The 15,758-nt window shown below is 35.3% G+C and carries 17 protein-coding genes; 4 read left to right on the plus strand and 13 right to left on the minus strand.

Going from position 1 to position 15,758, the window contains the following annotated elements:
- Positions 1–19: 19 nt before the first annotated feature.
- Together MKX39_RS17370 and MKX39_RS17375 are read right to left on the minus strand one after the other, a co-directional pair.
- Positions 20–760 carry a gluconate 2-dehydrogenase subunit 3 family protein gene (locus MKX39_RS17370; protein WP_093537416.1) on the minus strand — a complete coding sequence of 247 codons (741 nt, stop codon included), beginning with the start codon at positions 758–760 and terminating at the stop codon, positions 20–22.
- A gap of 199 nt (positions 761–959) precedes the next feature.
- Positions 960–1,862 carry a MerR family transcriptional regulator gene (locus MKX39_RS17375; protein WP_245762705.1) on the minus strand — a complete coding sequence of 301 codons (903 nt, stop codon included), beginning with the start codon at positions 1,860–1,862 and terminating at the stop codon, positions 960–962.
- 154 nt (positions 1,863–2,016) lie between these two features.
- On the opposite strand from MKX39_RS17375, the gene MKX39_RS17380 reads away from it, so the two are divergent.
- The 4 genes from MKX39_RS17380 to MKX39_RS17395 all read left to right on the plus strand — a co-directional run bounded on the left by MKX39_RS17380 (position 2,017) and on the right by MKX39_RS17395 (position 5,810).
- A complete protein-coding gene (locus tag MKX39_RS17380) occupies positions 2,017–2,472 on the plus strand; it encodes a hypothetical protein (RefSeq protein WP_340770736.1) in 456 nt (151 codons plus the stop codon).
- A 124-nt stretch (positions 2,473–2,596) separates the two neighbouring features.
- Positions 2,597–3,667: an ABC transporter permease gene (locus MKX39_RS17385; protein ID WP_093537415.1), complete on the plus strand. Its 1,071-nt coding sequence runs from the start codon at positions 2,597–2,599 to the stop codon at positions 3,665–3,667.
- Between the two features lie 4 nt (positions 3,668–3,671).
- Positions 3,672–4,370: an ABC transporter ATP-binding protein gene (locus MKX39_RS17390; RefSeq protein WP_093537414.1), complete on the plus strand. Its 699-nt coding sequence runs from the start codon at positions 3,672–3,674 to the stop codon at positions 4,368–4,370.
- A 264-nt stretch (positions 4,371–4,634) separates the two neighbouring features.
- Complete coding sequence (locus tag MKX39_RS17395) at positions 4,635–5,810, plus strand: aminotransferase class I/II-fold pyridoxal phosphate-dependent enzyme (RefSeq protein WP_340770738.1); 1,176 nt, start codon at positions 4,635–4,637, stop codon at positions 5,808–5,810.
- A 69-nt stretch (positions 5,811–5,879) separates the two neighbouring features.
- Here the strand turns inward: MKX39_RS17395 and MKX39_RS17400 are convergent, their stop codons facing one another.
- From MKX39_RS17400 to MKX39_RS17450, 11 genes are all read right to left on the minus strand, one after another.
- Positions 5,880–7,547 (minus strand): diguanylate cyclase domain-containing protein, encoded by a 1,668-nt coding sequence (locus tag MKX39_RS17400; protein ID WP_340770740.1) that lies wholly within the window; start codon positions 7,545–7,547, stop codon positions 5,880–5,882.
- A 98-nt stretch (positions 7,548–7,645) separates the two neighbouring features.
- Positions 7,646–9,031 (minus strand): MATE family efflux transporter, encoded by a 1,386-nt coding sequence (locus tag MKX39_RS17405; protein ID WP_245762704.1) that lies wholly within the window; start codon positions 9,029–9,031, stop codon positions 7,646–7,648.
- A 161-nt stretch (positions 9,032–9,192) separates the two neighbouring features.
- On the minus strand, positions 9,193–9,543 hold the full coding sequence (locus tag MKX39_RS17410) for a hypothetical protein (RefSeq protein ID WP_340763910.1): 351 nt from the start codon (positions 9,541–9,543) through the stop codon (positions 9,193–9,195).
- 65 nt (positions 9,544–9,608) lie between these two features.
- Positions 9,609–10,103, minus strand: coding sequence for a glutathione peroxidase (locus tag MKX39_RS17415; RefSeq protein WP_340770742.1), 495 nt, complete (start codon positions 10,101–10,103; stop codon positions 9,609–9,611).
- A 5-nt stretch (positions 10,104–10,108) separates the two neighbouring features.
- Positions 10,109–10,546: a MarR family winged helix-turn-helix transcriptional regulator gene (locus MKX39_RS17420; RefSeq protein WP_093537409.1), complete on the minus strand. Its 438-nt coding sequence runs from the start codon at positions 10,544–10,546 to the stop codon at positions 10,109–10,111.
- A 19-nt stretch (positions 10,547–10,565) separates the two neighbouring features.
- Positions 10,566–10,988, minus strand: coding sequence for an organic hydroperoxide resistance protein (locus MKX39_RS17425; protein ID WP_093537408.1), 423 nt, complete (start codon positions 10,986–10,988; stop codon positions 10,566–10,568).
- A gap of 133 nt (positions 10,989–11,121) precedes the next feature.
- Positions 11,122–11,643: a tubby C-terminal domain-like protein gene (locus MKX39_RS17430; RefSeq protein WP_340770743.1), complete on the minus strand. Its 522-nt coding sequence runs from the start codon at positions 11,641–11,643 to the stop codon at positions 11,122–11,124.
- Between the two features lie 181 nt (positions 11,644–11,824).
- The gene (locus MKX39_RS17435; protein WP_340770744.1) at positions 11,825–12,727 is read right to left on the minus strand and encodes an NAD-dependent epimerase/dehydratase family protein; all 903 of its coding nucleotides are present in this window, start codon (positions 12,725–12,727) and stop codon (positions 11,825–11,827) included.
- Positions 12,724–13,683, minus strand: a complete 960-nt coding sequence (locus tag MKX39_RS17440; protein ID WP_340770746.1) for an NAD-dependent epimerase/dehydratase family protein — start codon at positions 13,681–13,683, stop codon at positions 12,724–12,726. The genes MKX39_RS17435 and MKX39_RS17440 overlap by 4 nt, the downstream gene beginning before the upstream one ends.
- A 165-nt stretch (positions 13,684–13,848) precedes the next feature.
- Positions 13,849–14,412, minus strand: a complete 564-nt coding sequence (locus MKX39_RS17445; RefSeq protein ID WP_340770748.1) for a hypothetical protein — start codon at positions 14,410–14,412, stop codon at positions 13,849–13,851.
- A gap of 49 nt (positions 14,413–14,461) precedes the next feature.
- Positions 14,462–15,715 carry a glycosyltransferase family 4 protein gene (locus MKX39_RS17450; protein ID WP_434092730.1) on the minus strand — a complete coding sequence of 418 codons (1,254 nt, stop codon included), beginning with the start codon at positions 15,713–15,715 and terminating at the stop codon, positions 14,462–14,464.
- Positions 15,716–15,758 lie beyond the last annotated feature (43 nt).

Here is a 15,758-nt window from a genome sequence, read left to right on the forward strand (position 1 = left end):
TTTATCCCTCTACTTTCCTTTACATTCCACCAAGTGGTTGTGGTGCAATTTTTTGGAACTTTTCCTTATCAATTACGTTAATATAGGACATTTGGTGACCAGGAAACTCTTTCATCTTCCAGCCATCCATATTTCGATTTCCACCATACATTGGATCTGCATAAGCACCCTCCAATGTCGCCGTGCGAAGTAGACGGAAGAAAAATGCGGAAGTAACTCCTGTCATGGGAATTTCATCATTTTGAAAAGCTGTTAATATTTCATCCATTTGCTCAGCTTCTATACTGGAAAACCCTTTTTCAAATCGTTTGTTTGCTTCTTCATCCAATACGGCAATTCCCTGTCTAAAAATAGACGCTCTTGTCAATCGACTCTGATAACCTTGAGTTTTAGCACCTACAGCAAACGGTCCTTGCATGTATTCTTTCGTATTACTTCCATATTGTCCCGCCAGCTGACGATCAATAAAATAAGGGACCCCTAAATCTATTGCACCCGGCCCTATATCATCCTTTGGAAAGATACGTTCCGTTGCATTCGAGATTACATTAAATTCTCTTTGATTTTGAAAGAACTGAAATCCCCCATTAGTGCCCATTTCATGATTGGTATTGCCTGTATCAGATACATGCTGATCATCCTTATCGACATTTAACCCAACTAACCCACCTATTAACCCGCCACCTATTAATGCACCAGTTGCAATTCCTGTAGTCTTAAGAAAGTCTCTTCTTGAATAGTTTTTTGGTTTTTCTGTCATTTTCACTGACTCCTCCAAGATAATGATCTTACTAGTAACTGCTTACAAAAGGATATACAAGTTTATAAATTTCTAAACATTAATCCACCACGATAATGCTCTATTAAATTCCCTATATTCCACCACATCATCAATTGTCCCATGGTACTAAATACAAAAAAACGTCACTAACTCTCTTCTGAGGAGTTAGTAACGTTTATTATTTCTTTAGAATTTCTTCCAAATCTTCACTTAAGTGAATAGATTTTAATTTTTTTTCTTTTAAATACATATGAGAACCCATTCCCCCTAAATAGAAGGTAATATGTTCCTGTTCACTTGCAAAATGATCGAGCCTTCGGATTAACTTAGGATCTTTTTCAAATGGCAAAGTAGTTGAAGCAGATAGTAACACTAATTTAGGCTTTAACTTTTGGACTAATGACTCTATTGCACCTGGCGCTGGTGAAGCACCAACTAATACAGTTTTCCAACCTCTTAGCATGAACTGAAGCAATACTATATGCATAGGCAGCTCATGATGCTCATCCGGTAAGCATGCACCAATAACTAAAGGTGCATCATCTCTTAATTGAAACGTTTTTCTAATTTGTATCAAATAATCACGTACACTCATACTAGAAACTGCCTCTTGGTATTCGTCCCACTCATCTCTTTCCCATCTATCCCCTACTTCTTGTAAAAAAGGAATAATGACCTTACTAATGAATAACTCTAATCCTAAATGATGATAAGCCTGTTGCAGTATTAGGTTTATCTCGACTTCATCACAATAAGTACCTTTTTCCAGTAACTGAATCACATAATCATTAAATTTTTTATAGTCAGATGGTTCCTCTAAGAAGAGTGACTCTGTTTGCTCCGGTTCTTTTTCTAACATATCCACAGCTTGCTTGATAGAGTAGCCTTTTTCTGAGAGAAGCTTAACTCGTAATAATGCATTTACATCCTTTTCGCTATATACTCTATATCCATTTTCTAATCGTTCAGGTTGTATAAATTCATAACGCTCTTCCCACTTACGGATAACTTGTTTAGACAAACCCGTGACATTAGAAACTTGTTGGATCGTATATATTCCAGTCATCCCTGTTTGGCTCACAAATGTTACCCCCTCTCTTGCCATTAATTTGTATCCATTAATAATGTATATATGCTACATTATAATAAAAAATAGTATAACACACAATAGACAAACACTATACAATGATTTGACGAATAGAATAATAAACTATTTTACAAGGGCGTGAACTGTAATGAATTTACACACTCACAATAAATTCTTCCTAAGAGCTGCTATATACGGAATGATTGCAGGCTTAGTATTAACCTTATTTTTAAAAGTAATTCAATTTATGACGGGTTATAAGATTTATACCTTACTATTAAACATTGACTACATACCTATTTTAAATGAGTTTAAGTTCCCCGAAGTAGTCGAAGTTATATTTCATTTGATTGTTTCTGTAGTACTTTCTATTGTTTTAATATTGATAATACGGCAACTTCCAACGATATCTGCTATTACAATTATTGCCCTCTGCGTCTTTGTTAGTTTTATCATTGGAGGTTTATACTTTCCAACTACTATTTTATCGGAAAGAACTCCACCCATCAGTAGCCTTCCATCTTTTATTTATTGGATGGTAGGACATGTTTTGTATGGTTCTATTCTGGGTATTTTATTGTCAAGCAGGTACTGGAGCAGATAACCTCGTGTGCAGAGGCATTATCTGCTTTTTTATTTAACTAAAAAAGATTATACAAAGGTTAGACAAAATTAAATTAATATGTTATGATTCATTTATCAAATTAACCTACAGGATGTGACAAAGTATGTTTTTAGCGTGGAATGAAATTAAAAAGAACAAACTTCGATTTGCATTAATCGTTGGAGTATTAATGCTAGTATCCTATTTAGTATTTTTCTTATCTGGTTTAGCAACAGGCTTAGCTAGTCTAAATAGAGAAGCCGTAGACAAATGGGATGCTACGGCAATCGTATTAACCGAGGAGTCCGATAAAAGTTTACCTCAATCTTCTCTAACTACCGAAGAAGCGGATAACATTAAGGACAATGACACTGCCACTCTTGGACAGTTAAATTCAATCGCTAGAAATGGCGATGCAAAACAAAATATCGCTCTTTTCGGTATTGATTCGGAAGAATTTATAATGCCCAAAGTAACAGAGGGTGAAAAGTTTGCAGGCGACAACGAAGTGATTGCTAGCGATACGCTTAAAGAGGACGGATTTAAACTGGGTGATGAACTTGAACTATCCTCTACTGATGAAAAGTTAACCATTGTAGGATTTACAGATAGCGCACGTTTCAATGCCGCTCCAGTCCTTTACGGGGATGTAACTACTTTCCAAAAGGTCAAGTTCGGTGAAGGCGCCGCAGAAAATGAAACACAAATAAATGGGATCGTTGTTCGTGGTGACGACTTCTCTTCCATCTCAACATCGAATGAAGATTTAGAGGTTATTGAAGTAGAAGAGTTTATAGAAAACCTTCCCGGTTATACAGAACAAGCCTTAACTTTAAACTTTATGATTTATTTCTTATTTGGGATTTCGTCTGTTATAGTGGCAATCTTCCTTTATGTATTAACAGTTCAGAAGATTAGTATGTTCGGAGTTATGAAAGCACAAGGTATTTCCAACGGCTATTTATCTCGTTCGGTAATTGCCCAAACATTCTTATTGGCCTTCATTGGTGTAGTTGTTGGCTTTGCTCTAACTCTAATTTCTGGAGAATTCTTACCTAGTGCTGTTCCGGTCGCATTTGATATTCCAACCATGATTATTTACGGAGTAATATTAATAGTCGTGGCAATTCTTGGAGCTGTATTCTCCGTGTTAACAATCGTAAAAATTGATCCGCTTAAAGCGATAGGAGGTTAATGAATTGGCTATTTTAGAACTTAATAATGTAAAAAAATCATTTGGCAGTGGACATATGAAGGTAGATGCTTTAAAAGAAACGAATTTTTCTGCTGAACCAGGAGAGTTAATAGCAGTCATTGGTCCTTCAGGATCAGGGAAAAGTACCTTTTTAACAGTTGCAGGTGGACTACAAACTCCCACAAGTGGAGCAATATTAGTAAATAACAAGGATCTTGCCGATTTAAATGAAAAACAACGCTCCAAAATTAGACTAAAAGAAATAGGTTTTATCTTGCAAGCATCTAATCTAGTACCATTTTTAAATGTCGATAATCAAATGAAATTATTAGATAATGTAAAAAAAGATAATATGAGCAAAGAGGAATTGAATGCGTTATACGATAATCTTGGCATTAAAGAATTACGCAAAAAATATCCCGCTGATTTATCTGGCGGTGAACGTCAACGTGTTGCTATTGCTAAAGCCTTATATAGCAAACCTTCCATTCTCCTCGCAGATGAGCCTACCGCATCTCTAGATTCGGAGAAGGCTTATGAAGTGATGGAATTATTGAAAAAAGAAACAACACAAAATAAAACAACTACAATCGTCGTGACGCATGATACTCGTCTAATAGAGTATTGCGATAAGGTTTATGAAATGACGGATGGTGTACTAAAATTGAAGGAAACATCTAAAAAATCGCAAGCAATCCTTTAAAGAAAAGCCTTTTCTATCGCTTTCGAATCTGGATGGAATTCCCACTATAAGACTACCGAATTTCTAGGAGTATTGGCTGTGACACCCGTCACAACCAATACTCCTTTTTATCTTGAATTTGATACCTTTGGTTGAGGTGACAAATCGTGGGACTCTTCTTTTTTTACCATTTGTAATATATCGCATTCATGTTTCTCACAATTATATTGAAAATTGTGATATCATAAAACATAAAATTTTATTAATGAGTTAGGAGTGCTTATATTGAAAGTTCAACCATCTACTAAAATGTCGTTATTTGAAAAAGCTATTTTTGGAGATTTGAAAGCCGCAGCTGCTGCAAAGCAAGCTCAAGGTTTTGACTTATATGATTTAAGCTTAGGCAGCCCTGACCTTCCACCAGATGAACGTGCTAGAAAAGTATTATCAGATCTTAGCTTTGCAACGGATTCATACGGTTATACACTTACCGGAACTAAACGTTTTAATGAAGCTGTTGCAGATTATTATAAGCGTCGTTCCAATGTTATATTAAATCCAGAGACGCAAATTGTTCAAACAATGGGTTCCCAAGAAGGACTCGTTCATCTACCAATTGCCTTTTGCGATGAAGGAGATATCATTCTTACGACAAACCCTGGATATGTAGCCTATGACGCTGGCATTAAACTTGCCGGTGCTAAACCCTATTATATGGAGCTATTAGAAGAAAACAATTTTTTACCTAATCTAGATGCAATACCAGAAGAAGTTGCGGTAAAGGCAAAACTAATGATATTAAATTTACCTGGAAATCCGGTTCCAGCAATGCCTGATCCGATTTTCTTTGAAAGAGTCGTAGCTTTTGCTAATAAGTACAATATTATTATTTTGCATGATGCGGCTTATTCAGAATTCTATTTTACTGGCGATTCACCGAACAGTTTCCTCTCAACACCAGGAGCTCTAGAAGTAGGTATGGAGATTAACTCTTTATCGAAGAGCTTTAGTCTAGCAGGAACACGCATTGCTTATATTGCAGGAAATGAAGAGATGATTAGTATTATGAAACAATTAAAGTCGAATTTAGACTTTGGGATTTACGGCCCTATTCAAGAAGCTGGAATTGTTGTCTTAAATCACGCAGAGGAAATAACAGATCGACTACGTAAGATATTTTCCGAGAGATACCATTTCCTAACCCAGGCTTTAACTGATCTGGGTTGGAAAGTTGCACCTTCAACTGGAGGGATGTTCGTTTGGGCAAAATATCCCTATGAAATGAATGACAAGGATTTTGTATTTGAAGTAATCGATCAAACTGGTGTTGTAATGGTACCAGGCACTGTTTTTGGATCCGCTGGTGCTGGTTATGTTCGCATTGCACTAGTACAAGATATTAATATACTGAAATTAGCAGTTGAACAATTAAAGAAGTTAAAGGTACTTTCAATTTGCTGAATATCTTCGTTTCTAGATCTAAAAAATAAAAAAGCAATCTCTAGTCATTTCACGACTTGAGATTGCTTTTTAATTGGGATGATTAAAACGAACTAAATTTTTACCGGAATTTTTAGCATCATACATAGCCTTATCCGCTTCTTTAAAAACGGATGTAGCTGTAGAACCACTTATAGAAGAAAATGCAATACCAATACTTGCAGAGATATTCAATGCATAATCATTGATTGACCAAGAAGCCTGGATAGCTTGCTGAATATTTTCTACCTTTTCCAAGATTTGACCTTCCTCGTGGATATTGGCGATTAAGGCGATAAATTCATCTCCCCCTAATCTCGCTACAAAATCTTCGGAATCTATGACTTCCCTTAACCTGCTACCAAACTCTTGAATAACATCGTCTCCTGTTTCATGTCCAAAGTTATCGTTGATTTGTTTAAAGTCATCAATGTCTAGAAGGATTACCGCAAAGCCTTCACCCGTTTTTTCTTCTTGCTCTAAAATTTCCTGAAGGCGATTTGTAAAATAACGCCTGTTTGGTAATCCTGTTAAAGAATCATGGTAGGCATAATACTCTAATTGGTCTACATTCTCTTTTTGCAACGAAATATCACGAGTAATTAGTAGCATGTATTTAAACTTGCCACTGTCATCAAATACCGGGGTACCATTTAGTTCAGTCCATATCCACCCCTTATTTACATGCATCGCTTTTAGCTCAACTTTGTAAGATTTCTTGTCTTTAATAGCTTGTTGAAAACGGTCTTCTAAAAGCACTACATCACCTGGATGTATATTCAAAAACGGATGCTTTTCCCCAATTTGTTGGTCATATTCAAATATTTCTTTGCCAGAAGGTGAGACATATAAATACTCTTGCTTATCGTTCAATAAAATAATAACGTCTTGTACATTTTCTGCTATAATACGAAACTTTTCTTCACTATCAATATATTTGCTTGCAAGCTTGTCTAACTCTCTCATATCTTTTACTCCGACGAAAATGCCCGTTTGCCGTCCGTCTAATATAATTGGAGTTAGTTTTACTAAGCAGCCCATTAAAGTTCCCGATTTGCCTAAAAAGTTTAACCGATAGTCCCTCAGTTCACCGTTTAATGCTTGAGCAAGACATTTTTTCGCTTCTTCTTTGTCTTTTGTTTCTACAAAGTCGATAAAAAATTCTCCAATAAGTTCGTTCACTGTATAACCACTCAATTGTTCCAGTGCACGATTTCCACTAGTTATATATCCTTCCAAATCAATTTTAAATATAGCATCGGGATTATGGTCATAGAGAGATCTATATTCGGATTCTGTTGCTGCCAACTGACTTTGACTTTTCATCTTTTCGATTTCTATTAATCTCTCAGTTGTTATGTCCTTTGCTAGAGCCACGATATGCGTACATACTTCATCCTCGTTTAGAATTGGTGTTAAAGTTATCTCAACATAAATTCTATCACCCGTTTTAATCTTAATATATTCCTCAAACAAGTGAATTTTCTTCTTCTTGATCACTTCCATACATTCCTTTTGTAGCTTGTTTGCAGGTTCTTCAGAGAGAATGCCATGTAACGATTTTCCAACTGCTTCATGAGTTAGGTTCAATCTATTTTTCAAAGATGTATTTAAAAACTCGCATATAAATTGTTTTTTTTCTTCTACCCTCAATATAAAGACCATTTCTGGAATTCCATACATAAGCGCTTTAACTAATGATAGATTTTCATTCGCCATGTTCATTCACCTCTTGATACAATATTTATATTTAAATATACACTACTAAGCTTATTGAATGGAAAAATAGACCAAGAATGAGCCAGATAGGAAATTATCTAGCTACCTCTTGGTCTGTCTTCCCCTTTTGAAGGTTGTATAAGCGCAAACTTTTCCCAACGTCTGCTTTTCCATCTAAAGAACATAATTGTAGCGCGGGTCCATTCATCTGCTGCTATGGCTAACCAAACTCCAACTAACCCTAGATCGAGTACAAATATTAAAAAGTATCCTAACGGTAAACTCATCATTACCATTGACAAGGCTCCCACAAATACAGGAAAAGTTGCATCACCTGCTGCACGTAAAGAATTAATAATGACTATATTTATCGTCCGACCAGTTTCTAAAAGAAAACTTAATAATAGTACAGATGCACCTATCTCAATTATTTCTTTATTGTCAGTGAATAATCCCATTAATGGATAGCGTAATACTATGACAATCGTCACCATTGTTACTGTAAAAATAACTGCCCATTTCACACTAAACCAGACGGACTTATATGCTTCCTCTTTTTCACTTGCACCAACAAGTCGCCCGACGATAATTGCTGTTCCCATTCCAATAGCTATTGCAAACAAGTATGTGAACATCGATATATTTACTGCATATTGTCTTGCAGCCAATGATTCGGCTCCTAAATAGGTCACATAGTACAGGAACACAATTTGACAACCCTGATACAAAATCTGCTCAAATGCAGACGGAAGACCGATCCGTAAAATTTTTGCAATATATTCTTTCGACAGAGTGAAATAATAATGCACTTGCACACGGTACTCCATTACCCGATAAAGCAACCAGAAAAAGACAAGCAAAGCTAGAAAACGACTTAATACAGATGAAATAGCCGCACCTTGTACTCCTAGTTCTGGAAAACCAAATTTTCCGAAAATTAAAGCGTAATTTCCTATTACATGAAAAACATTCATACCAAGAGAAACAAGCATGGTCTGTTTTGTATATCCATGTACACGAATAATAGCTGCGAGAGCATTAATAATGGCTTGTAAAAAAATTGCTCCACCAACAATTGTCAAATATTGATTTGCGTGTGCTAAAACATCGCCTTGCAAATTCATCGCAACCATCATTTTTTTGGAAAATAGAACAAAACCAATACTCAGGATTACTCCGACACATAAATTTAATGTCACTGCCAAACCTGATATCTTTGATGCTTCTACATAACGTTTCGATCCTAGATATTGAGAAACAACAATCGCCGCACCATTACCGACAACTTCTAATACCAATATTGCTATGTGAATATACTGATTTGCCGCTCCCACTCCTGATACTGCATCATCCGAGAGTGCACTGAGCATAAAAGTATCGGCTATTCCCATTAACATAAATAAAAATACTTCTAAAAATATCGGCCAAGTCAAAGTAAATAAGCTTAACTTTTCCCCTAAATTGTTCTTTTTAGTGACTACCACTGCTACTCCTTCTTTATCCTGAAATTTTTAATAAGAAGAATCTTACCATAGAAACTGATTTTCTCCTATTGGTTTTATTGACTTAATACTAAATTTCTCCTGATCCTTCATACAAAAATTGCACGTTTGACTATTGAGGAAGTCAAACGTGCAATTATCTATTATTCAATCCCTATATGTTTATGAATATACTCTTTAATCTCTGGAACAGATAACTCTATTTCATATGTCAAAAGATTATCCTTTACATAAGCTAATTTATTTCGCTCTACAGCATCAGATTGGATGTGTAAAATATTGTCTATATATAATATTCCTTCATTAGTAATCATTTGGTCATGGTCACTCAGCAAACCTTTGTTGTTTAGTGCTTCCTGAATACTAGTCAAATTATCTCCTAATGCCTTTGTTAAAACTTCCCCTAATTCGTCAGCATTTTTATCGTTTTTTTCCAAGAAATTACAAACGTAGTAAGCTAAAAGAATCTGTTCTTTCTCTACTAATCTCCCCATAGGTTTTCCCCATTTCATCTTTTTCACTATTATTCCTTTTTTCTCTCAAGATTAAACATAAAAAGTTAAATGGAGTCTTGTTTTGTTGAAGCAACTACTTTTGCAATGTCGGCTTTTATCGATTCCGGACTATCCGTTGGTGCATATCTTTTTATGATATTACCATTTTTATCGACAAGAAATTTAGTGAAATTCCATTTGATGCTTTTTGACAATATCCCTTTACTATTAGATGTTAAATGTTGAAATAGCGGGTGCGCTTCTTTACCATTTAACTTAGTCATTTCATGCATTGGAAATGTAACACCATAGCTCATTCGACATGCTTGCTCGGCTTCTTCCGCGTTACCTAACTCTTGTTTAAATTGATTCGACGGGAATCCTAAAACAACAAGCCCCTCTTCTTTATACTCATTATATATTTTTTCAAGTCCATCAAACTGACCGCTTAAGCCACATTTAGTTGCTGTGTTTACGATAAGCATTGGTTTTCCCTTATACTCATTTAATTCGTACTCTTGGCCGTCCGACTTTTTCACTTTAATATCATAGATACTCAAATTACTCACTCCTTAAGTTGATTTAGAAATGCATTTAACTCTTTAAGGTTAGTCATTAAAGTCTTGGCGTTAATATCTAAATAATTGCAGCTAGTAATTTTACTAATAATTGCCCGTTCGATTGGTTTTTCTTGCTCTAATGCCTTTTCTGTCAATGAAATGACGAATGCTCGTTTATCCTTGTCAGACTGCTCTTTGTTAAGCCATCCATTTGCAATCATTCGGTTAATAATTGGATTTAAGGTTCCAATTCCTAGACCTAATTGATTTCCGATATCCTTCACTAACAAGTTATTCTGTTCCCATAACGTGAGCAATACTAGATATTGAGAGAATGTTAAATGGAATGGCTCCAAAGTTCGTGCATACAATTTAGAAAAGTTACTAGATGCTTTATAAACCTCGAAGCATAGCTGCTGTTCCAACTTGGAAGGATTGTTCATGAAAATCACACCTAAATTATTATTTTACGATTATTTCTACATCAATAGAATTTTTTACTGCTTTTGAATATGGGCAGTAATCATGCGCTTTTTTCACATACTTTTCTTTCAACTCATGATCGTCTAACCCAAAAATCTCTACTTCTAGCTTCGCAGCTAATTTCACTCCGCCGTTTTCTTTGTCCGCGATCAATGAAATAGTAGCAGTAACTTCACTTTTTTCTACTTTTACTTTATCCTGTTCTAACACAAGCTCTAAAGCACTGTTAAAGCAAGAACTGTATCCCGCAGCAAAAAGTTGTTCTGGATTTGATGCTGTAGTCGCTTCCCCGCCTAAAGCTTGTGGTTTAGCAATGTCCAAATAAAATATATTATCTAATGAATGTACCTCACCTTGTCGTCCACCAGTATTTACAATAGTTGTTTCGTATAATGTTTTCATATTCTTTCCTCCTCTAGTTTGTATTGCGTTCCATCTAATTATCAGATTAAACTATATCGTGTACGATGTAAAATAATATGCATTACAAAAAAGTGTATGAAATTTTCCATCAGAAAATTCCACACACTTTTATTTAAGAACCTATAAACAATACACACTGACTAATCGCGATAAAAAATCCGACATTATTTACAGGGGAGTTATCATTCACTTCAAGCTGAATTTTAAATAAATCATTAAGCTCTGCCTTCCACTTCGCGATCTCACTATCATTATAGATAAACTTAGACCAGTCTTCCATTTCCTTATCCAATTTTATCTGTACATTACCATCTGATATTAGTAAGTCTGGAACGAGCTCTTTCCATTTATCATAAGCAACTAAGTATTTATTCTCGTTAATATAGTCATAAACCTCAAAATAAACCCTACCTTTTCGAGATAGTTTTTTACACATGCAAATTAAATTCTCGTTACTATCGTAAACGTTATAGATAAGAAAGTAACGGTAATCCATTATTTTATCTAACCGTTTTTTTAAACCATTAGAATAATATCGTTGAAATATAAAAACAACTTCTCCTCTTTCATTGTAAACAGGGGTTTTCGGATTCTTTGCAATATTAACCGGTTGTTCGTATGTATAGTTAGCCATGTTTATTCCTCCTGTGAAAATTACTACATAACTCGACTAAATTATTTCCCGGGAAACAAATCCCTATTAAGGTCTAATAGATTTAGGCCCTTCTGAATCTATATGTAACAAAGCAATGCTCATGAATCATATTAGCTCATGAGCATTCAACAACATTATCTGCACTTATAGATTTTATCATCTATGCTAGCGATTTACGCTGGTAATTTAGAATATCTTCCATTGATTTATCGAAGGGGATAAAAGATGACATATTTTCTACTATAAGATTAGAAGAATGCATAATCTCTTTTTCTTCTAATTTATCTTCAATAGACTCCACTGTGAACTCAACACTAGAAATGGCCTGCAAACTACTAGTAATTTCTTTTAGGTATCTTGGCAGTCCCGAGGTTATATTATGCATACTACCAGATTGACTTTTATTAAAAATAATTTCATATCCACTAACTGCATCACGCACATCTAGAAAATCGCGTTGGGCCAACAAATTGTTTATCTTGAGAACTTTTTCTGCCCCTAGTAATTCCATTTCTGCAACCTTTTTAGCTAAAATAGAGCAAACCCCGTTTGATTTTCCTGGACCTATTAAATTTGACGGATTCGCAATGACGATATCCATTTCATATAATAACTGCCAAGACCTTGCTACTAGTGTTTGTAATGTTTTACTTAAGCTATATGGATGTTCTAAAGTTGTAATATCATTTATATCAAATTGAAGAGTAGACCCTACGACTACAACCCTACATTCAGGAATTTCGTGTCTAATCGCTTCCAGTAAATAAGCTGTGGACATTGTATTTACTTCTAAAGAAGCGATTGGATTTGTCCAGGATGAGGGTACATGGTTTTGCCCTGCCAAATGGAGGACTCTGTCTGGATTGTGCTTTTTTATCAAGTCCATTATTTCATTTTTATTTGTTAGATCACATGGTTCGATTTGCATTTGACTACCTTCTAAAGTAAATGGCTTTCTAGAAACTCCAATTACTTCGTAGCCAGCTTGTTGAAAATGATGACAGGCATGAATACCTGTAAAACCTGTGGCCCCTGTTATTAATAACTTCGTCTGGTTGGTCATCCCATTAGCTCGTTCTCAAAATATGCACTAGAAATTTCTCTTTCTAATTGCTTATTAAATGTATACGTTTCTCTTAATCCATCCTCGATTGTATATGACGGATTCCAGTTTAATAGATTTCTAGCTTTATCATTGCACAAGCAACTATGTTTAATATCCCCTTCCCTCGGTGCGGTAAACTCTCGTTGAATGGATATTCCATGAATCTCTGTTAATAAGGATAATATATCGTTTATGGAAGTCTTTTGTGAGGTACTTACCTGGATTGTTTCTTGATCACCTAACTCCAATGCCGCAATATTTGCGGCAACAATGTCCTTTACATAGATAAAGTCTCTCGTTTGCTGTCCATCGCCATGTACATTGATAGGTCCACCTTTTTGAAGTCGATCTAAAAATACAGAAACAACCCCACCTTCTCCTTTAGGAAGTTGCCTCGGACCGTATACATTGGCATACCTTAAAATTGTATACGATTGTCTATAGAGCTCGTAGAAAAGCCTTATGTAAGACTCAGCAGTTAACTTGGACAAACCATAAAATGAAGCAGGAACTGTGATTTCTTCTTCTGAAATTATTTCATTATTTAAGTTTCCGTATACAGCGGAGGTGCTGGCAAATATAAATTTCCCCACTTTTGCCCTACGACAAGCCTCTAGTACATTAAGAGTGCCGATAATATTTATATTTCCATCATACTTAGGGTATTGTACAGATTTTCCCACATCGGCTTGTGCAGCTAAGTGATAAAATGCATCTGGTCTGATATTCATAATTACTTTACTTGCTTCCTCGCTACATATATCAACGACGTGTAATTGTGCTTGTGGATTGATATTTTCCTTCCGCCCAGACAGCAAGTTATCTATAATATGAACCTCAATACCTCTGTCTATAAGTGCATCAACAAGATGAGAGCCTATGAAGCCCGCCCCCCCTGAAACTATTACTTTCATATTCAATCTCCTTTTGGCTTTTTCATAATATATGCAGGATGAACAGAAAAATGGGGACATGTGCCTGAGAAAAGTGTGAAAGTCCAAAAACAGATTAGACAATTCGTTCGATAAGCAACAAAAAAATGAATGAATCATTAAAGAATCATTCATCTGAAGATTTTTTTAAGAAGAATTGCTGAAATTATGTTTCATAATAATCGGTGCAGCCGTATTATGTCGTTTTGCCCATATACCTATATCTGTTTTAGTACTAGGAATCAAATAAGAGCTGGGGAGATTTTTCATAATTTCTTCCCAGATACGATTATCCACAAATGTTTTAGAATTACCTGCTAATGGAGAGAAGATATCCTCGTAATACTCACTACTCATAGGTTTCATTAATTTTATGGTTACAGTTGGTGGAATCTCATACCCCTCTGGCAAATTACTCAGTATATCTGTCCATACACTCCGATCTACAAATAAGTTTGGAGTTATTGGCGAATATGGAAACAACAAATTATAATAATCTGATTTCATCGGTTTCAGCAAATTGATTGTTGAAGGATTTGGAAATTGCGTTTCATTTGGAATCGAACTATCTATCTGATCCCATACCTCTTTAACTATAGCTACTTCTGAGTTAAATCCATTACTAGAAAACCTAGAATTGTAATTTTCTGATGAAACAATGGTTTCTTCTTTTATGGACGAATCTGTCACCGATTTCTTATGGTTCCACAACCCTCTCCACCAAGTCTGACACTTGTAATATATGGCCAGAAAAAAAAGGTTAATGTAGTGGATTATGCGGGACATCTTCTTCACCATTCTTCCTCATGGAAATGGCATCATTGTAGACTTCCAGTAAACTTTTTACCCCTTGATCAATCGACCAATGTGTCATACCCCATTTTTTCGCATTTGTTCCTAGTTTCTTTCGCAACTGCTCATTATCTAAAAGTAAATTTATGTTTTCAAACAACATATTAGAATCACCAGGAGGTGTTAATATACCCGTTACATTATGCTGGACCATTTCAGGCAAACCTCCAACGTCGCTGACTATTGTTGCTTTCCCAGCAATCTGCGCTTCGATTAACGACAATGGCTGATTTTCTAACAATGTTGGCAATATATAAATATCAGCCTTTCCTAATAAAGCTGGAATATCATCACGTTTCCCTAGAAATTGAACATAATCATCTAAACCAAGCACCTTACATTTAACTCGTAGTTTAGATTCACTATCCCCTGACCCCACTATCCAACAAACCCAATCTTGTCGTTCCTTTTTTAGTTTCCCTAAAGTGTCTATCAAATACTGAATTCCTTTTAGATCAATTAGTCTTCCTGTATAGATAAGCACCTTTTTGTTTTTGGGTGGCGTAATAAGTGACTTCACTTTCATTTGCTTAATGAAGCTTTCAGTATCAAAACCATAATGGAGTACTTTTATTTGTTCCTCTGCTACCTTAAATTCATCTATTAATATATTCTTCAACCAATTGTTCGCTACAACAGTTATTTCCGCAGTATTTGCTCCTAATTTTTCTAAGTCATCGTAATACGCTCTAGCGATATAAGAATTGGGTGTTTTGTGAATGGTGTTTAGTTGGTGATGGATTTCATGTGCGACAGAACCATGTAAAGTTGCAACGAGCGGAACATGTTTAGGTCGAATTCGATCGATACAAGCTGTAGAAATAACATCTTGTGTGTGTATCAAATCATAATCATCTAACCCAAAGTAAGCTGTTCCCAGTTCGAAAATATATCGTTGAAACTCTGTATATTCAACTAATTTATTTTCATAAATTTCTGGATAATTTTCTTTATTTATCTTCGCTTGGAGTAATGGCAACAACTTGTCTCTAGTAATCTTTTGATCGGAACCTATCATATGGATATTCAAATTATCCTCATCATATCCAAGTACATTTACTTCATGTCCAAGCTGTTCCAACTTCTTTTTCAAATGAACCATATAGTTCCAAACTCCACCTAAATGGGGAATAGGCCAATATGTGGCTAGCAAGATTTTCAAATTATACATCTCCCCGTTTTAACCGCATGTTCTATACTTATTG

Origin of the sequence: Psychrobacillus sp. FSL K6-1464 (assembly GCF_038003145.1) — a bacterium.
GTDB classification, from domain to species: Bacteria; Bacillota; Bacilli; order Bacillales_A; family Planococcaceae; genus Psychrobacillus; species Psychrobacillus psychrotolerans.